The organism is Collinsella sp. CLA-ER-H4, assembly GCF_040092395.1.
GTDB lineage: Bacteria > Actinomycetota > Coriobacteriia > Coriobacteriales > Coriobacteriaceae > Collinsella.
This window is the reverse complement of record NZ_JBBNLQ010000001.1, coordinates 113,932-130,064: the sequence shown is the minus strand read 5'-3', so window position 1 is coordinate 130,064 and position 16,133 is coordinate 113,932. Positions and strand designations below refer to the sequence as shown.

19 protein-coding genes are annotated in these 16,133 nt (G+C 62.2%); 10 read left to right on the top strand and 9 right to left on the bottom strand.

The window, feature by feature from the left end:
• Nucleotides 1–184: 184 nt before the first annotated feature.
• Complete coding sequence (locus AAAX34_RS00565; protein WP_117848167.1) at nucleotides 185–634, top strand: hypothetical protein; 450 nt, start codon at nucleotides 185–187, stop codon at nucleotides 632–634.
• A gap of 208 nt (nucleotides 635–842) precedes the next feature.
• Here the strand turns inward: AAAX34_RS00565 and AAAX34_RS00560 are convergent, their stop codons facing one another.
• Nucleotides 843–1,262 (bottom strand): YjdF family protein, encoded by a 420-nt coding sequence (locus AAAX34_RS00560; protein ID WP_349109656.1) that lies wholly within the window; start codon nucleotides 1,260–1,262, stop codon nucleotides 843–845.
• 271 nt (nucleotides 1,263–1,533) lie between these two features.
• Here AAAX34_RS00560 and AAAX34_RS00555 point away from each other — a divergent pair, with 271 nt between their 5' ends.
• Nucleotides 1,534–1,764, top strand: a complete 231-nt coding sequence (locus tag AAAX34_RS00555) for an AAA family ATPase (protein ID WP_229077144.1) — start codon at nucleotides 1,534–1,536, stop codon at nucleotides 1,762–1,764.
• Between the two features lie 360 nt (nucleotides 1,765–2,124).
• Here the strand turns inward: AAAX34_RS00555 and AAAX34_RS00550 are convergent, their stop codons facing one another.
• Together AAAX34_RS00550 and AAAX34_RS00545 are read right to left on the bottom strand one after the other, a co-directional pair.
• Nucleotides 2,125–3,288 carry an iron-containing alcohol dehydrogenase gene (locus tag AAAX34_RS00550; protein ID WP_349109655.1) on the bottom strand — a complete coding sequence of 388 codons (1,164 nt, stop codon included), beginning with the start codon at nucleotides 3,286–3,288 and terminating at the stop codon, nucleotides 2,125–2,127.
• Nucleotides 3,289–3,332: 44 nt separating this feature from the next.
• Nucleotides 3,333–4,184, bottom strand: a complete 852-nt coding sequence (locus AAAX34_RS00545) for an aldo/keto reductase (protein ID WP_161115259.1) — start codon at nucleotides 4,182–4,184, stop codon at nucleotides 3,333–3,335.
• A gap of 287 nt (nucleotides 4,185–4,471) precedes the next feature.
• Between AAAX34_RS00545 and AAAX34_RS00540 the strand changes: the two genes are divergently transcribed.
• The 4 genes from AAAX34_RS00540 to AAAX34_RS00525 all read left to right on the top strand — a co-directional run bounded on the left by AAAX34_RS00540 (nucleotide 4,472) and on the right by AAAX34_RS00525 (nucleotide 7,741).
• A complete protein-coding gene (locus AAAX34_RS00540) occupies nucleotides 4,472–5,461 on the top strand; it encodes an aldo/keto reductase (protein WP_349109654.1) in 990 nt (329 codons plus the stop codon).
• 12 nt (nucleotides 5,462–5,473) lie between these two features.
• Nucleotides 5,474–6,175 (top strand): dihydrofolate reductase family protein, encoded by a 702-nt coding sequence (locus AAAX34_RS00535; protein ID WP_349109653.1) that lies wholly within the window; start codon nucleotides 5,474–5,476, stop codon nucleotides 6,173–6,175.
• On the top strand, nucleotides 6,175–7,173 hold the full coding sequence (locus tag AAAX34_RS00530; protein ID WP_349109652.1) for an alpha/beta hydrolase: 999 nt from the start codon (nucleotides 6,175–6,177) through the stop codon (nucleotides 7,171–7,173). Before AAAX34_RS00535 ends, AAAX34_RS00530 begins: the two co-directional genes overlap by 1 nt.
• Before the next feature lie 118 nt (nucleotides 7,174–7,291).
• The gene (locus tag AAAX34_RS00525) at nucleotides 7,292–7,741 is read left to right on the top strand and encodes an NAD(P)H-dependent oxidoreductase (RefSeq protein ID WP_196031545.1); all 450 of its coding nucleotides are present in this window, start codon (nucleotides 7,292–7,294) and stop codon (nucleotides 7,739–7,741) included.
• Between the two features lie 249 nt (nucleotides 7,742–7,990).
• Here AAAX34_RS00525 and AAAX34_RS00520 read toward each other — a convergent pair whose 3' ends face one another.
• From AAAX34_RS00520 to AAAX34_RS00505, 4 genes are all read right to left on the bottom strand, one after another.
• Nucleotides 7,991–8,836, bottom strand: coding sequence for a prolyl oligopeptidase family serine peptidase (locus AAAX34_RS00520; RefSeq protein ID WP_349109651.1), 846 nt, complete (start codon nucleotides 8,834–8,836; stop codon nucleotides 7,991–7,993).
• A 67-nt stretch (nucleotides 8,837–8,903) separates the two neighbouring features.
• Nucleotides 8,904–9,698 carry an EFR1 family ferrodoxin gene (locus AAAX34_RS00515; RefSeq protein ID WP_349109650.1) on the bottom strand — a complete coding sequence of 265 codons (795 nt, stop codon included), beginning with the start codon at nucleotides 9,696–9,698 and terminating at the stop codon, nucleotides 8,904–8,906.
• A gap of 42 nt (nucleotides 9,699–9,740) precedes the next feature.
• Nucleotides 9,741–10,367 (bottom strand): flavodoxin, encoded by a 627-nt coding sequence (locus AAAX34_RS00510; RefSeq protein ID WP_349109649.1) that lies wholly within the window; start codon nucleotides 10,365–10,367, stop codon nucleotides 9,741–9,743.
• 46 nt (nucleotides 10,368–10,413) lie between these two features.
• Nucleotides 10,414–11,262, bottom strand: coding sequence for an aldo/keto reductase (locus AAAX34_RS00505; protein ID WP_349109648.1), 849 nt, complete (start codon nucleotides 11,260–11,262; stop codon nucleotides 10,414–10,416).
• Between the two features lie 129 nt (nucleotides 11,263–11,391).
• Here AAAX34_RS00505 and AAAX34_RS00500 point away from each other — a divergent pair, with 129 nt between their 5' ends.
• Entirely contained in the window at nucleotides 11,392–12,291 is a 900-nt protein-coding gene (locus AAAX34_RS00500; protein ID WP_349109647.1) for a LysR family transcriptional regulator, read from the top strand.
• 136 nt (nucleotides 12,292–12,427) lie between these two features.
• Here the strand turns inward: AAAX34_RS00500 and AAAX34_RS00495 are convergent, their stop codons facing one another.
• Entirely contained in the window at nucleotides 12,428–12,868 is a 441-nt protein-coding gene (locus tag AAAX34_RS00495; RefSeq protein WP_349109646.1) for a MerR family transcriptional regulator, read from the bottom strand.
• A 274-nt stretch (nucleotides 12,869–13,142) separates the two neighbouring features.
• Here AAAX34_RS00495 and AAAX34_RS00490 point away from each other — a divergent pair, with 274 nt between their 5' ends.
• From AAAX34_RS00490 to AAAX34_RS00480, 3 genes are all read left to right on the top strand, one after another.
• The gene (locus AAAX34_RS00490; protein ID WP_349109645.1) at nucleotides 13,143–13,910 is read left to right on the top strand and encodes a carboxymuconolactone decarboxylase family protein; all 768 of its coding nucleotides are present in this window, start codon (nucleotides 13,143–13,145) and stop codon (nucleotides 13,908–13,910) included.
• A 2-nt stretch (nucleotides 13,911–13,912) separates the two neighbouring features.
• Nucleotides 13,913–14,884: an alpha/beta hydrolase gene (locus AAAX34_RS00485; protein ID WP_349109644.1), complete on the top strand. Its 972-nt coding sequence runs from the start codon at nucleotides 13,913–13,915 to the stop codon at nucleotides 14,882–14,884.
• A 148-nt stretch (nucleotides 14,885–15,032) separates the two neighbouring features.
• A complete protein-coding gene (locus AAAX34_RS00480; protein WP_349109643.1) occupies nucleotides 15,033–15,563 on the top strand; it encodes a flavodoxin family protein in 531 nt (176 codons plus the stop codon).
• A 194-nt stretch (nucleotides 15,564–15,757) separates the two neighbouring features.
• Here the strand turns inward: AAAX34_RS00480 and AAAX34_RS00475 are convergent, their stop codons facing one another.
• A complete protein-coding gene (locus AAAX34_RS00475) occupies nucleotides 15,758–16,132 on the bottom strand; it encodes a DUF6508 domain-containing protein (protein ID WP_349109642.1) in 375 nt (124 codons plus the stop codon).
• Nucleotide 16,133 lies beyond the last annotated feature (1 nt).

Genomic DNA, 16,133 nt, shown 5'->3' with positions numbered 1-16,133 from the left:
TATGCGCATTGAAAGCGACCTTTCGTGGTATAAACTACTTGCCGGAAGCCGCGGCTTTCAGAGTACGGCTTACGTGTACGTTTAACCTCCGTGGGCGACGGGGTGCCGCAAGGCGTAGAATATCGCCCACCTGTAGGGGCCTGCAGCGATGCGGGCCCCGCTTCGTATGAAGGGGGCGTAACCGATGAAGATCGTATCCATCTCTCAGGATTTCTTCGACCTCGTCGAGGGCGACCGCGAGCTCATGCTTAAGCACAATCGCCCCTGCATCGTGGTGGTGAGGCTGCGTTTCCGCGGGAAGCGCAGGGACTTCGCCGTGCCGCTGCGTTCCAACATCGCCCCTAACGTGCCCAAAGACCAGTACTTTGCGTTGCCACCCCGCCCCACGACGCGCCCCGGCTGCCGCCACGGCATCCACTACATCAAGATGTTCCCCATAACCAAGGCCTACCAGCGCCGCTTTAGGACCGAGGGCTCGGCCTACTACGAGACGCTCCAGCGCATCATCGACGGCAACACCAAGCGCATTGTCTCCGAGTGCCAGGCATACCTCGACCGCTACGAGCGCGAGGGAAGGCCTCGCTTTGCCGTCGACATCGACCGCATCGTGGGGCTGCTGGAGGGCGAGAAGTAGGGCACCTCGGCTCAGTCTCGAGCCATGCGGAGTCGCTCCGCATTTTTGAACGCCGCGTGTGCGTCCCAAATACTTGAGAAACAAGCTGTGAAGTGCGGTGGCGCGACCGTGCCCGTGCATAGCCGTCACCATTAGCGTCTACGCGGCGTCGGCTTCAAGTGGAACTGGCGCCGCTGCTGTATATGGTTTGCCTTGCTGCAAATGGCGATCAGTGCCCACGATGCTTCTGCTTGCGCTTCAGCTTTCGCTGCTCGAAGCGCGCCTCCGCCTCATCCGCGCGACGCTGGCTTCTTGCTTGAGCCGACTCCCGCTTCATCGCTTCCCGCTGTGCCGCGAGAGCCTGCTGCGCCTTGGTGCTCATCGCTGGCTGCTTGAGGGCTTTCGCCGCCTCGCGAGCGCGCCGCTTGGGGTTCTTCGCGGGCTTGCTTGCCTCAGCCGGTTCGCCACCGAAGAACGAGAGCTTCTCCCATTCACTTGTAACGAATCGCAGAATCTCCTCATCGGACGGCTCCGCGCCGAAGACGATGCGGGTGACGCCATACCTTCCGCCCTCGACGTGCTCCGCCAGCCCGACCCAGAATTGGCCGTCGTGATATACGGTCAGGGTGGACGACACGCTGATCTGCATGGCTGGTTCCTCCTTTATGTAGATGACCATGCAGAGAAGGGACAACCAAGGAGGCAGGTTACTGATGCGGACTCCCGCACGCCCACGACTACCCGACGGGGACTGTGTTTTCATCTCTGATGTCCGCATTGTAGCACGCGTGAATGCGCCCGGCATCGCTGCCGACATGGCGCGACTGGGATTCGCTCCCCGACGCGCCCTTGTGTATATTGTCTACTCGGTTTCGAAACTTTAGAAATATTCGAGTTTCGAAACCGAGAGGGAGCGGATGATGGCATGGGTGGACCGCACTACGTACATGGAGCGGCTTTGGGCGCTCGAGGGCGCCTGGGACATCAAGGTGATCACGGGGATGCGCCGCTCCGGCAAGTCCGAGCTCATGAAGGCGTTCTCCGCCTCCGTTGCTCGGAGGGACCCATCCTCCAACAACGTCTACATCGATCTGCTGGACCTCGACAACGAGCTACTGCTCGAGTACCAGCGCTGCATCGCGAAATCATAGAGCGGCACAAAGAGGGCGCCCGCAACCGTCTCTTCATCGACGAGGTGCAGCTGTGCGAGGGTTTCGAGAAAGCAATTAACAGCATTCACGCGCGTGGCGGATGGGATATCTACCTCACGGGATCGAACGCGTTCCTCCTGAGTTCGGACCTGGCGACCCTGTTCACAGGGCGCCACGGGGAGGTACACATCCTCCCCTTCAGCTTCGGCGAATACCGCTTCTACTTTGACGAGCAGGGGGCCGTCGACGACGACTTCGACGGATTCATCAGGCGCGGCGGGCTCGCCGGCTCCTACGATTACGATGACATCTCGGAGTCGTACGGTTTCCTTCGACGCGGGCGGATCACCTACCGCCGATCTAGAGGCACTCGGTCAGAATCTGGAACACCTCGCTGCGCTCCAGTTTCTTGGCGCAGCCGCCGGTGAGCACGCAGGTGTCCGCAACCTTGCGCAGCGTCTCGTCGGACGCGTCGGAGCCCATCTCGGCGAAGCTCGTGGGAAGCCCCATCTCGCCGATGAACGTTTGCAGGCGGTCGATGCCTTCGAGCGCCACCGTAAGGTCGTCTTTGCCCTCGCCGTCGACGCCCCATACCTCGCGCGCCCAGCGGGCGAACTGCGCGGGCGCCTCGGGGGCCAGGTGGCGGTAGAGCGCAGGGTTGATGACCGCGAGGCCCATTCCGTGGTTGGTGTGGGTGTACGCGCCGTACTGGTGCTGGATCATGTGCGCCTGGAAGTCCGTTGACTTGCCGATCTTGAGCACGCCGTTCTCGGCCATGGCGGAGTCGTATACGAGCTCGCTTCTGGCATCGAGGTTCTGGTCGTCGTCCGCGATGATCCGCATGTTGCGGATGACGTTACGCTGGATGGCGAGGTTGATGTCGTCGGTGACGTTGCGCCCGCGCGGGCTTCCGAAATAGCTCTCCATGCAGTGCGAGAGCGTGTCGAACGCGCGGCTCATGAACTGCGCGTGCGGTACGGTGAGCGTGAGCGCCGGGTCGAGCGCCGCCCACATGGGCATCGCCCCCAGATAGGCGCCCTTCACGTGCGTCTCCTCGTTGGTGATGACGGCGCCGTTGTTCTGCTCGGCGCCCGTGCCGGAGAGCGTCACGATGCAGCCCATGGGGATGAACGAGCTCAGCATCTTGCCGTCGACGTGCTCGAACGTCTCGATGTCCTCGTCAAGCATCGCCTGCGCGGAGACCACCTTGCAGCAGTCGAAGACCGATCCGCCGCCGACGGCGAGAATGAAGTCGACCTGCTCCTCGCGTGCGAGCGCGGCGCCTTCTTGGCACTTCTCGTAGGTCGGATTGGGCATGATGCCGCCGAAGTCCACCACGCGCTTGCCCGCGCTCGTGAGCTTATCGACCACGTGGCCGTAGACGCCGGTTCGCTTGACCGAACCTCCGCCGTAGGCGAGCATCACTGTCCTGCCCATGGCGCCCATCTCGGCGTCGAGTGCCTGGTCCATAGCCCCCTCGCCGAAGTAGTTCCTGACCGGGTAGTCGTACGTAAATGAGTTCATGGCAATTCCTCCTAGTAAGTTATCAGTGCGGTCTGACCGCTCGTCTACACGTTGCGCACGAGCCCGGACATCCATTCGATGGTGGCGGGGTCGTGGTGGTCGAAGAACGCGCTGCGCCCGGTGTCGAGCGCGGCGATGGCGACCATCTCGTCGTCGCCCAGCGCGAAGTCGAAGACGTCGAAGTTTTGCTCCATGCGATCGCGGTGCGTGCTCTTAGGGATACAGACCACACCGCGCTGCAGCAGCCAGCGCAACACGACCTGGGCGACCGTCTTGCCGTGCGCTTCGCCGATGCGAGCGAGGACCTCGTTGCGGAAGAGGTCATTTCTGCCCTCCGCAAAGGGCGCCCAGCCCTCCATGGCTACCTCCTTGCCGGCCATATACTCCTGTGCCTCGCGCTGCTGGAAGAACACGTTGCACTCGACTTGGTTCACGGCGGGGGCGATGCGGTTGAACGAGATAAGGTTTGCGAGGTGATCGGGGTAGAAGTTAGCTGTGCCTATGGCGCGGATAACGCCCTGCTCGTAGAGCTCCTCCATGGCGCGCCACGCGCCGAAGACGTCGCCGAACGGCTGATGGATGAGGTAGAGGTCGACGTAGTCGAGCCCCAGCCGCTTGAGCGACGCGTCGAAGCCGCGCTTGGCCCCCTCGTAGCTCACATCCGACATCCACAGCTTGGTCGTCACGAACACCTCGTCGCGCGGCAGGCCGCTCGCACGAATGGCGGCCCCGACCGCCTCTTCGTTGCCGTAGCTCGCGGCCGTGTCGAGCAGCCGGTAACCGACCGAGAGCGCATCCTCCACGGCGCGCTGACATTCCGCGGCGTCCGGGATCTGGTACACGCCGAAGCCGAGCTGCGGCATCCTGACGCCGTTGTTCAAGGTGATGTAGTCCATGGTGCCTTCCTTTCTCGCAACTTGACATATCCACCATACGAGGGGCGCCGCGCCGGCGGAAGTTTCCGTTGGTGAGGGTTCTATAACGCTGGGGTGCGCACGGGGTTATAACCCGCGGGTTCAGGGCACCGCACCAAAGGGGGATTCCGCCGAGCGCTCCGCGGTCGTACGCTTGGCGATGAGGGAGCACAAGCCACCGACAGGGGATGTGCCTAACGGAGCTCGATGAACGGGCGGACGTGGGCTTTGCAGACAAATGACGGATATCATAGACAGGGAGAACAGGAATGGACAAGCGCGTTTTGGGAAAGAGCGGCATCGAAGTCAGCCCGCTCGGCATGGGTTGCATGGGAATCACGCACGCGAGCGGAGACCCGATGCCCGACGACGAGGCCGTGAGCGTCGTCCGTCAGGCCTACGAGATGGGCTACACCTTCTTTGACACAGCAGAGTGCTACGTGGGCACGTGCGCCGACGGGACCGAGGCGCACAACGAGGACGTGGTGGGCAAGGCGCTCGCGCCCGTGCGCGACGAGGTTGTCATTGCCACCAAGTTCGGCGTCACGCACGCCCCGGACAAGACCATCCTCGTGGACTCGCGCCCCGAGGTTATCCGTATCTCGGTGGAGAAGAGCCTGCGCCGGCTGCGCACCGACCACATCGACCTCTACTACCAGCACCGAATCGACCCAAAGGTCGAGCCCGAGGTCGTTGCGGGCACCATGGCAGACCTCATCAAGGAAGGTAAGATCCGCGCCTGGGGAATCTCCGAGGCGACGGAGGAGTACCTGCGTCGCGCCGATGCGGTGTGCCCCGTCTCCGCCGTCCAGAACCGCTACTCCATGATGGCACGCTGGAACGAATCCCTGTTCCCCGTGCTCGAGGAGCTGAACGTTGCCTTCGTGGCCTTTTCTCCCATGGCGAACGGCTTTCTGACGGGCGCGTACAGCCACAACACCAGATTCGAGGGCGCCCAAGACTACCGCGATGGCATGCCGCAGTACACAGAGGAAGGCGAAAGGCGCGCCGAGCCCCTCATGCGGTTCGTTCGCGAGCTGGCTGAGCTGCACGCGGCGACGCCCGCCCAGGTCTCCCTTTCCTGGATGCTTGAGAAGAAGCCCTATATCATCCCCATCCCGGGCAGTCGCAAGCCCGAACGACTGCTCGAGAACCTCGGCGCCGCCGAGGTCGGGCTCACCGACGATGAGGTTGCCAAGATCGACGGGCTGCTCAACGGACTCGACCTCATGGTCTTCGGCGGGCACACGGTAAGGTAGGGAGCCATGAACATGAGACCCTATGTCGTCTGTCACGTCTTTGCCGGGCTCAACGGGCATATCGACGGCGCGTACATGCTCGATCCCGCCGCCTCGCCCGCACGTGCCGCGTACTCTCGCATGCAGGTCGAGTTCGGGGCGGACGCCGTGGCGTACGGGGCCGTGACCACGAAGGGCTTCGTCGGGTCGCGCCCCCTTGCGCTCGATACCCACGGGAGCGCGCCCAAGGGGGACTTCGTGGCGCCTCATGACGAACGATCGTTCTACGTCTCCATCGACCCCGCCGGGGAGATTGCATGGGAGTCTGCGACCTATCGTCGCGCCGGCCGTGCGGACGCGCACGTCATCGAGATCCTCACCGAGGCGGCATCGCCGGCGTATCGCGACTATCTGCGAGAGCGCGGCGTCTCATACGTGCTTGCCGGCTCGCGCGGGCTAGACCTCCCGCTCGCCCTGCGCAAGCTGCGCGAGCTTTTTGGCATCGAGCGCCTGCTCGTGTGCGGCGGCGGAAAGACGGACATGTCGTTTCTTGCCGCGGGCGTGCTTGACGAGCTGAGCCTCGTTCTCTCCCCGACGGTCTCGGGGGAGCCCGAAACGGCTTCCGTCTTCGACGAGATGCCTCGCTCAGCCGGCGGTTCGCACGTATTCTCGCTTGAGCGCGTCGAGCGCCTTGCCGGCGACGGCCTCCACCTCGTCTATCGAGTGCGGCGATGATGCCGCGCCGTTCGTTTCTGGAGGCTGCCGTGTGGTTGGCCGCTGCGGGCAGCCTTGCCGGCTGCTCGTCGGACGGGACCGCCGGGTTCGCGCGCGGCTCCGCTCCGGGCCCGGTCACGGCGGACACGCCCATCTACGACGTCATCAACAGCCCTTTGCTCGATGGCTACGGACGGCTGCTCTTCCCCACAACACTCCATCCGCCGACGGAGGATATGACGCTCGATGACCTTTCCGCTTGCCTGCCGTGGTACTCGGAAATCCATACGAGCACCACGGTCGACGTCGTCAGTTATCTGCTGTCAGAGCGCGCAGCGGAACGGACGTTCTTCTACGACACCTACACGGATGCCGAGAAGGCCGCCGACCCCTCGCTCGCCAACACGGGGCTCTTCCGCTTCGCTGCCGAGGGAGCGGGCGGCGCGTCTGCACCGTTTGCCGTGGTAAGCGCGGGCGGCGGATTCGCCTACGTCGCTGCCATGCACGACTCCTTCCCGCACTGTCTGCACCTGGCCCGTTCCGGCGTCAACGGGTTCGCGGTCATCTATCGGCCGGACGCGCAGCTCGCCTGCGAGGACTTGGCCCGCGCCGTCTCCTTCATCTTCGAGCACGCCGACGAGCTCAGCGTGGACACGTCGGGCTATTCGCTGTGGGGCGGCTCGGCCGGTGCGCGCATGGCGGCATGGGTCGGCGGCTACGGCCCGGCCGCCTTTGGCGCGCCAGTAGGAACGCCCCAGCCCGCGGCGGCCATCATGCAGTACACCGGCATGAGCGAACTGACGGGTGCCGACCCCGCGACCTACGCCTGCGTGGGTGATCGCGACGGCATCGCGAGCTGGCGCACCATGCAGGCGCGTCTCGAAGCGCTCTCAGCAACGGGCGTGCCCACGGAGTTTCATGTTTACGAAGGCCTGAGCCACGGCTTTGGCCTGGGTGTCGACACCGTGGCAGAGGGCTGGATCGACGATGCCCTCGCGTTTTGGAAGGCGCAGCGATGAGGATGGCAAGACGTACACACCCCACGGTTATAAGCTGCCTACGAGCAGGAACTTCTCGCCGGATCTTCTCACGCCTATGGTAAAGGCGGTATCAGACAATACGTAAGGAGTGAGACGTATGATTCTTTTCATCAACGGAAGCCCCAACAAGGATGGCAACACGGCGCGCCTGGCGCGCGAGCTCATCGGCGATCGCCCGTACGAGCAGCTGAATCTTGCCGAGCACAAGGTCTACGGCTACGGCCAGAACTACGGCGACGATGACTTCGAGGACGTGCTCGCGCGCATCGAGGCGGCGGACACCCTGGTCGTGGGGTCGCCCGTCTACTGGCACAACCTCTCCGGCATGCTGCGCAACCTGCTCGACCGCTTCTACGGTCCGGTGCGCGAGGGCAGTATGAGCGGCAAGACGCTCTATTTCGTGTTCCAAGGTGGCGCGCCCACGCGCGAGATGCTCGATTGGGGCGAGTACACCATGAAGCGCTTCGCCGCGCTCTACGGCATGACCTACGGCGGCATGGTCGACAACACGCACGAGGCAAGGGCGCTCTCGAAGAAGCTCGCGTAGTCCCGACTTACATAACCCAGTTCGGCGGCGGTGGGCCCGTGAAGACGGAGGCCCACCGCCCCTTTTCGTTCGCCTAACGTATGATCGGACGGGCGCTGCGGACGACTACCCGTATGAGCAGGGCACCCAGAAGCGCATGGAAATCCTCTGGTAGCAGCTGGTAGCACATCTGAACCAGAAGCAGGATCGCAAGTGCCACGTCGACCGCGCGGCGCAGCGTTCTTTGCGCTGCGCCCTTTGCTTGCCGCGTCATGAGAACAGCCATCCCATGATGTCCTCGTCGCGGGCAAAGAGGTAGCCGCCCGCCCCGTGCTGGCCCGCGTCCGCAGCAAAGCCCCGCTCGGTGAAGTAGCTCGTGGGCTTGACATCGAGCACGACCAGCTCGCTGATGCGCTCCTCGGAAAGCCTGCGAGCTCGATAGGCGGCGCGAATCTCCTCGTACGCCTCGCGCGCGGGCCCGGAGCCGTAATAGTCGTCGTTCTCGCCGATAGCCATATACACGGGAACCTCGGCTGCGGCGAGCGTCTCGATGTCGCCGTCCCAGCGCGAGATGGTGTGAAGCGCACGGCGGTAGAGCTCGGGGCGCGTTCCCAAGACGATGGAGATGGTCTCGCCGCCGCCCGAGCATCCGCTCAGATACACGCGGCCTGCATCGATGCTGTAGGCGCCGAGCAGCCATTTGGTGAGCTCCACCACGTCTGACGCCGATTGCTCGTCCCAGCCGTCGAGCTGGGGCGAGGCCACGATCATGTCGGCGATGTAGTCGTTCGCCACGAAGGGGTAGTCCTCCTGAAGATTCGCCCCCACGCCCTGGAAGTAGAGCCCCTCCCAGCCGGGGCAGGCCACGTAGAGCGCATAGGGCACGGACCCGTCGTAGGAGTCCGGCACATGGAGCGAGAAGTGCAGCGTCCTGCCCGATGGCGTCTGCAGGGCGTCGTCAACGACGAAGCCGCGGTCTGTCTGCGACCCCTCCGTGAGGACGTAGCCGCCAAGCTCACGGACATCCGCGCAGCCGACCAGGCCTTCCCCGAGTACCAGCCCGCCCGCAGCGAGCGCGGCAGCCTCGATAAAGGACCTGCGTGAAAGATGGCTCACGTGCATAGTTCCTCTTTCTGAATGAACCAAGCCGAAGCCGCAGGCTTTCGGCTTGGCGAGAAGCGCATCAGCGGCCGCTGTTGGCCTCTTGCAGTTCGGCAAGGGTCACGTGTTCGTTGCGGAAGCGCGCCGCGGGGTTCTTGTCGCCCGCCGCGCAGGTGATGGCGTGCGCGGGGCAGGCGTGCATGCAGGCGAGGCAGGCGTTGCAGCCAAAGCCCGCCTGCGCGTTACGGGCGGCCTTACCGCCCTCGAGCGCGATGCAGCCAGCCGGGCACACCTTTGCGCACGCCCCGCATCCCATGCATTTCTCGGAATCAACGGTCAGGAATCCGCCCAGCGCCGCCGGCTCGAAGCGCAAGCCCCGGCTCATGAACTGCTCGTGCGCCGCGCGGCCCTCGTCGGTCACCGGCTCGATCCAGCGGCACCGCGTGGACACGGCCGCGCGGATGCGCTCGAGATTCTCGCCTATCTTCTTCTCGGGGATGCGGGCGCGCTGCTCGTCCATGTCGAAGTTGGGCAGCCAGTTGTCCACCATGAGGAGCGTGGTCACGTAGGCGGGGTTGAGCCCCGCCGCCCGCGCATCCTCCAGGCACAGCTCGACTGCGTTGGCGTGCCGGTTGCCGTAGGTGCAAACGAAGTAGAGGTAGGGCGTGTCGAGCGTCGCACGCTCGAGGAACGTCTTTACCATGTCGGGCATCATGTGCCCATAGATGGGGTACACGATGCCAATCGCATCGTCCGCGTAGGCGAGCTCGCCCTCGCGGCGCAGCTCCTGCGGGATGCTCAGGACCCTCTCGCCCTCCGCGGCCAGCTCGCGCGCCACGTAGAGGCAGTTGCCCGTCCCGGTGAAGTATAGGATCATTCGAAACTCCCAGATTGTCAGCGGTCTGCCATCTCTAATTGCTTATGCCAGGCCGAGACTGGCGACCCAATCACGAACCCTGAACTCGTCCACACTGGACGAGAAGCGCTGGCCCTCCTGCCACTCCCCGCTACCCGCGGCCTCGGCGAGTAGCTCGCCGCTCCGGCCAAGACCCGAGGAGGAAGAGGTGCAGAACGGGATCACCGTCTTGCCGTCCCAGTCGTTGCCTGAGATGAAGCTGTCGATGGGCCAGGCCGCGATGCCCCACCAGATGGGATACCCCACGAGCACGGTGTCGTAGTTCTCCCAGCCGTTCGGCGTGACCTGCGTAAGCTCGACGTCGCGCAGGCTCTCGTCCTCGTGCTCGCGGGTCACGCGGCTACTGTCGTCGGTCCAGTCGAGGTCATCGTCGGAGTAGGGCTCCGTAGGCGTCACCTCAAAGAGGTCGGCACCGAGCGCGTCGGCGATGGTATGAGCTACGGCAGCGGTGTGGCCCTGTGCCGAGTAGTAGGCCACGAGGACGTTGCCGCCTGCAGCGGGCGCGGCGGCGGGCTGGTCCGCGGCGGCGGCTTGGTCGCCGTCACCCTGGCTGCAACCGGAGAGCATCGTTGCGCACAGCGCGGCTCCGAGCAGGAAGTTTCTTCTGGTCACGGTCGGGTTTGCGGTCATGGGGCATCTCCTTCGTTGGCTTGGTTGGTCCGTTATCGTCTGAGCGCTACTCCTGAGTGTCGAAATCGGGGCGTATGGCCAGGTAGCCCGCGAGTGCTTCCTCAGTGGCGGTGTAGTAGGTCATGGTCCCGTCGAGCTTGGCAATCTCGGCCATCTCATCTTCGGTGAGGGAGAAGTCGAAGATGTTCGCGTTGTCGGCGATGTGGGCGGGGTTCTTGGAGCCGGGGATGATGGAGGTACCCATTTGCACGTGCCAGCGCAGGATCACCTGGGCCGGGGTCTTGCCGTACTTCTCGGCGAGAGCGACGAAGACGGGCTCCTCCAGAAGACCTTTGTCGCCGTGGCCGAGCGGGTACCACGCCTCGATCACCGTGCCGTACGGCGCGAGGTAGGCGCGCAGGTCGCGCTGGGCGTGGTAGGGGTGGCACTCAACGGTCACGAGCTGCGGCTTGATGTCGGCGACCTCGATGACCTCGGCGATCTTGTCTTGCGGGAAGTTGGAGAGGCCGAGGGCGCGCACCTTGCCCGCGCGGTACGCCTCCTCCATCGTGCGCCACGCGGCCAGATAGTCGCCTACCGGCTGGTGCAGGATGAGCATGTCGACGTAGTCGAGCCCCAGGCGCTGGAGCGTGGCGTCCACCGCCGGCATGCCCGCGTCGTAGACGCTCGGCCAAAGCTTGGTGGAGACGAAGATCTTGTCGCGCGCGATGCCGCTCTTGGCGATGGCACGGCCTACGGCGCGCTCGTTCATGTAGGCGTTGGCGGTGTCGATGTGCTCGTAGCCAGCCGTGAGCGCGGCGGTTGCGGCCGCCTCGGCCTCGGCCGGGGTCATGAGGAAGGTGCCCAAACCCTCGATGGGCATCTCTACGTCGTTGTTGAGCTTCAGATACTCCATGGTCTCCTCCTTAATGGTGACTTTTCGAATACAAGGCTACGGCGTTTACTGACGTGCGAGAAGTTCACGTTGGAATGATGGATATAACCATGGGGTATATACGGCACATAATGCGTGACAGGAGGATCGATGTACAACCCACAGCTTGACACTTTCATCCGCGTGGCGGAGGCGGGCAGCTTCTCCAAGGCGGCACAAGAGTCCTTCATCACGCCCACGGCCGTCATCAAGCAGATGAACTTGCTGGAGTCGCGGCTAGGCCTTACGCTGTTCCACCGATCTCATCAGGGGCTTTCGCTTACGCGAGCAGGTAGGTCGTTGCTCGCCGACGCCCGCCATATCGTGCAGTACTCTCAAGAATCAATCGCACGCGCCCGCGTCGCCGAGCGCGGAGAGAAGCGCATCATCCGCGTAGGAGTGTCGCTCATGACGCCCAGCACGCCGCTCACGAAGCTGTGGCCGAAGGTGAAGGAACGTTGCCCCGGCATGAGCCTTCAGGTGGTCACGTTTGAAAACACACCCTCGGCGGCGCGCGGTTTGGCGAACCTCGGGCAAGACATGGATATCGTGGTGGGGATTTTCGACGATGCCTTTCTTAAAGAGCGCGGGTGCTTGGGCCTCGAGCTTTCGCGCGAGCCGCTCTGGTGCGCCGTTCCCGTCGACAGCGAACTCGCCAAACGCGACATCGTCACATTCGACGACCTCCACAATCACAGTCTTATGCTTATACGCCGGGGCTGGAACGCCGAAATCGACCGCGTGCGCGACGAGATACTCTTGCATCATCCTCAAATCGCGCTCGTAGACTTCCCGCAATATCGGGCGGAGGTGTTCAATCGCGGCGCGAACGAAGACCTCGCGCTTGCGACGCTGCCGTTGTGGGCCAACGTCCACCCCATGCTCAAAACCGTCCCTACCGATTGGGACTGTCTCGTGTCTTACGGGCTGCTTCATTCGCTGCAGCCCGCAGACCATGTGCGGGAGTTTCTCGATGCGGTGTCTGCCGCGCTCGAGGCAAAGCATCGATAGGCAATCGCGAGCAGATGCGCTTATGCCTATGGGGACAACGGGAATAACAGCCTCCGAACCTTCTGGTTCGGAGGCTTTCTTTTTCGTTCTGCTCGGAAAGAGCCCCTTGCCAAAGCCCCTTGAGCATCGGGTGGCATTATTGAGTGTGGGCGTTATCGTAGGTATCTTTGATTTCTTCTGGCAAATTGTCGGGAATCAGCGCCTTCAGTCTATCCTCGTTGCCATCTTGGATCGCCTGCTCGTAGTACCAGCATTTGAACTTCAACATATCCAGCGCACGGTTCATGTTTGCGATCTCCAACTCCATGTGGGTCTTCCGCTCCTCGAACATTGCCTTGCGCTTGGGGTAGGTCGATGGCCCCTCCGCGCACCATTCCATGAACAGTCGGATGTCCTTGATCTCCATCCCCGCCTTTTTTAGGCATTCGATAACCCGGAGTGCTTCGAGTTCCGTATCGCCGAATCGGCGAATGCCGGACGTCCGCTCCAATCCCGGGAACAATCCCTGCTTGTCGTAATAGCGCAGCGTGGAAACGGGCAGACCGAACATCTCCGCCACCTGTCCGATTGTGTACATGGTCCCTCCGGACGAATCTCGAATTTACTCCTTGACCTAAAGTTAGGTTTAGGTATTACCTTCATTCTCGTCAATACAAATCGGGAGCGCAAGGGATTTTCGCCAAAGGCGCACGCTTGCCGGAACGGTATTCGCCGGCGGCGTGAACGGCGTGGGCGAAATCGTCGGGCATTCTGCTCTGGAGCAGGCGTATCGAATGGGTATGGAAATCTAGGCGCGGCTTAGCTGCGCGAAAGCAGTTTGTACTCAAAGCCATCGACAGGAGGAATCAAACATGACGATTAAGCAGACAGCGGGTAGAGATGCCCTGGGGGACTTTGCCCCCAAATTTGCACAGCTCAATGACGATGTGCTGTTCGGCGAGGTGTGGAGCCGAGAAGACGGGCTTTCCCTTCGAGACCGCAGCGTGGTGACGGTGGTGGCCCTAATGGCGCAGGGGCTGACGGACTCTTCGTTCCAATATCATCTGATGTCCGCAAAGAGCAACGGGGTGACTAGGGCTGAGATAGCGGAAATCCTTACGCATGCGGCGTTTTACGCGGGATGGCCCAAGGCGTGGGCGGCCTTTCGCATGGCGAAGGAGGTCTGGGCGGACGAAGACGACGGCGCCGACGCAAAGGCCCGACACCAAAACGAGATGGCCTTTCCCATCGGTGCCCCCAACGACGCATTTGCGAAGTACTTTATCGGGCAAAGCTACCTCGTGCCCCTTTCCACCGAGCAGGTCGGCATTTACAACGTGACGTTCGAGCCCGGCTGCCGCAACAACTGGCACATCCATCACGCCAAAAGCGGTGGCGGACAGATCCTCGTCTGCGTGGCTGGTCGAGGGTTTTATCAGGAATGGGGCAAACCGGCACAGGAGCTGCGCCCTGGCGATGTAGTAAATATTCCCGCGGGCGTAAAGCATTGGCACGGAGCCGCGCCCGACAGCTGGTTCTCCCATCTCGCGGTGGAGGTTCCGGGTGAGGAGACCTCCAACGAGTGGTTGGAGCCCGTGGACGACGAGGAATACCTTACAGCGACTGACAAGGAGGCTTAGGCATGGAGCAGTTGAAACTGACGCAGGAATGGGACAAGGTGTTTCCCAAAAACGATAAGGTTGAGCACAACAAGGCGACCTTCCACAACCGATACGGCATCACGCTGGCTGCCGACGTGTACGTGCCTAAGAACGCGGAAGGCAAGCTGCCCGCCATCGCCGTCAGCGGCCCGTTTGGCGCGGTGAAAGAGCAGTCCTCCGGTCTGTACGCGCAGAAAATGGCGGAGCTGGGATTTTTCGCAATTGCCTTTGACCCGTCCTATACCGGCGAGAGCGGCGGTACGCCCCGCTATGTAGCGTCGCCGGACATCAACACCGAGGACTTCTGCGCAGCGGTTGATTTCCTCTCTGTGCAGGAAAGCGTTGACCCGGAGCGTATCGGCATCATCGGTATCTGCGGTTGGGGCGGCATGGCAATCAATGCGGCGGCCATCGACACCCGTATCAAAGCTACCGCGGCTATGACCATGTACGATATGACCCGCGTGACCGCAAACGGCTATTTTGACGCCGAGGATTCCGAGCGGGCGCGCTTTGAAAAGCGGAAAGCACTGAATGCGCAGCGCACCGAGGACTATAAAAACGGCAGCTATGCGCTGGCGGGCGGCGTGGTCGATCCGTTGCCGGAGGATGCACCGCAGTTCGTGAAGTACTATTACGCCTACTACAAGACTCCGCGAGGCTATCATCCCCGCAGCCTGAATTCCAACGGCGGCTGGAACGTGACGTCCTCGCTGTCGTTTATGAATATGCCGATTCTGCAGTACGCCGGCGAGATCCGCTCCGCCGTGCTGCTGGTGCACGGCGAAAAGGCGCACTCCCGCTATTTCAGCGAAACCGCGTATAGCAAGCTGACGGGGGACAACAAGGAATTGCTCATTATCCCCGGTGCCAGCCATACCGACCTCTACGATCAGATGGATATCATTCCGTTTGGAAAGCTGAAGGCATTCTTTGAGGAATATCTGAAATAAGGCGTGCCTTGATTCAATGCCAAGTCTCCAGCAGCGATTCTTCTAAAGAGTGGGGGTAGCTGAAACGAGGCGATTGAATAACCCCATACGTTTTGGTTAAAACAAAAAAATATGCCGCGCGCCTGCGGCATGAAGGAGGGAGATTTCTATGAATATCGTTGTGTTGAGTGGCAGCCCGCGCAAGGGCGCCAATACCGACACCATGGTCGAGGCGTTTGCCGAGACCGCGCGCGAGGTCGGCCATACGGTCGAGGTCATCCGCGTTGCCAGCAAGAAAATCGCTGGTTGCCTGGGGTGCCAGTACTGCTTTACCCATGAGGGCACTTGCGTGCAGAAAGACGACATGGCCAACGTGATCGAGTCGCTGAAAGACGCCGACATGGTTGTCTTCGCTTCGCCCATCTACTGGTTTGATATCACTGCGCAGGAGAAGGCCGCCATCGACCGCCTGTACGCCTTCGGTGCTACGGGCTTCCCGTTCACCAAGACGGCCCTTTTGCTCGATAGCCACAGCGAGGGCGTCTATGATGCGGCGATCGCCATGTACGAGTCAACCTGCGCGTACTGCAGGTGGGAGGACCAGGGCATTGTCACCATCAGCGGCATGACCGAGCGCGACAGCATGGCATCGTCGCCCAAGTTGGAAGAGGTGCGGGAGCTCGCCCGCAAGCTCGCCTAATGACAAGGAGAGCGCATGGCAATCGGCGTTGGTGGAAAGCCTACTTCCCTTGCCAAGAGGGCTACTGATTGCCATGCATAGTTGCTGACATTTTCTTTTGCAACTTTTGCTATTTTTTGCAAGTTTTGCTATCAGCTGTAGCTGGCCTTTATCTGAGGAACGCTCCTTGATTAATTGCTTATCGTTGGTAGCTGTCACGGTCGAAATGTCTTCGCGGCAGCCGATCGGCTCTCGTCGAGCTCCTTCAGCCGGGAGAGGCAGCGGTCCAGAAACCCGCTCCTAGCTTGCGCGGCAAGGAGTCCGTCGCAGAAGCGGTCGCCACGAACGCACCACGTGATGCATGCACGTATCAGGTCAATGTCCCCATGGTCGATGTCGCAGCTGTCTATACCTTCCGAGGTGTTGATGCTATGGCGTTCGAGCGTCTCGAAGTAGCTGGTGTCCGCGAACCCGTCCAGTTCATAGAAATCGTCGACGAAATCCTCGAGTCCGAACGTCCCGCCCCCAAACTCGACATTCATGTTTCTGTCCGCCAGCTTGCCAGCGTACTTGGTTAGTCTTTCGAACATG

Coding starts and splice junctions, on each gene's coding strand:
- AAAX34_RS00565 (WP_117848167.1), top strand. CDS start 185: ATGAAGATCGTATCCATCTCTCAGGATTTCTTCGACCTCGTCGAGGGC.
- AAAX34_RS00560 (WP_349109656.1), bottom strand. CDS start 1,262: ATGCAGATCAGCGTGTCGTCCACCCTGACCGTATATCACGACGGCCAA.
- AAAX34_RS00555 (WP_229077144.1), top strand. CDS start 1,534: ATGGCATGGGTGGACCGCACTACGTACATGGAGCGGCTTTGGGCGCTC.
- AAAX34_RS00550 (WP_349109655.1), bottom strand. CDS start 3,288: ATGAACTCATTTACGTACGACTACCCGGTCAGGAACTACTTCGGCGAG.
- AAAX34_RS00545 (WP_161115259.1), bottom strand. CDS start 4,184: ATGGACTACATCACCTTGAACAACGGCGTCAGGATGCCGCAGCTCGGC.
- AAAX34_RS00540 (WP_349109654.1), top strand. CDS start 4,472: ATGGACAAGCGCGTTTTGGGAAAGAGCGGCATCGAAGTCAGCCCGCTC.
- AAAX34_RS00535 (WP_349109653.1), top strand. CDS start 5,474: ATGAGACCCTATGTCGTCTGTCACGTCTTTGCCGGGCTCAACGGGCAT.
- AAAX34_RS00530 (WP_349109652.1), top strand. CDS start 6,175: ATGCCGCGCCGTTCGTTTCTGGAGGCTGCCGTGTGGTTGGCCGCTGCG.
- AAAX34_RS00525 (WP_196031545.1), top strand. CDS start 7,292: ATGATTCTTTTCATCAACGGAAGCCCCAACAAGGATGGCAACACGGCG.
- AAAX34_RS00515 (WP_349109650.1), bottom strand. CDS start 9,698: ATGATCCTATACTTCACCGGGACGGGCAACTGCCTCTACGTGGCGCGC.
- AAAX34_RS00510 (WP_349109649.1), bottom strand. CDS start 10,367: ATGACCGCAAACCCGACCGTGACCAGAAGAAACTTCCTGCTCGGAGCC.
- AAAX34_RS00505 (WP_349109648.1), bottom strand. CDS start 11,262: ATGGAGTATCTGAAGCTCAACAACGACGTAGAGATGCCCATCGAGGGT.
- AAAX34_RS00500 (WP_349109647.1), top strand. CDS start 11,392: ATGTACAACCCACAGCTTGACACTTTCATCCGCGTGGCGGAGGCGGGC.
- AAAX34_RS00495 (WP_349109646.1), bottom strand. CDS start 12,868: ATGTACACAATCGGACAGGTGGCGGAGATGTTCGGTCTGCCCGTTTCC.
- AAAX34_RS00490 (WP_349109645.1), top strand. CDS start 13,143: ATGACGATTAAGCAGACAGCGGGTAGAGATGCCCTGGGGGACTTTGCC.
- AAAX34_RS00485 (WP_349109644.1), top strand. CDS start 13,913: ATGGAGCAGTTGAAACTGACGCAGGAATGGGACAAGGTGTTTCCCAAA.
- AAAX34_RS00480 (WP_349109643.1), top strand. CDS start 15,033: ATGAATATCGTTGTGTTGAGTGGCAGCCCGCGCAAGGGCGCCAATACC.
- AAAX34_RS00475 (WP_349109642.1), bottom strand. CDS start 16,132: ATGTTCGAAAGACTAACCAAGTACGCTGGCAAGCTGGCGGACAGAAAC.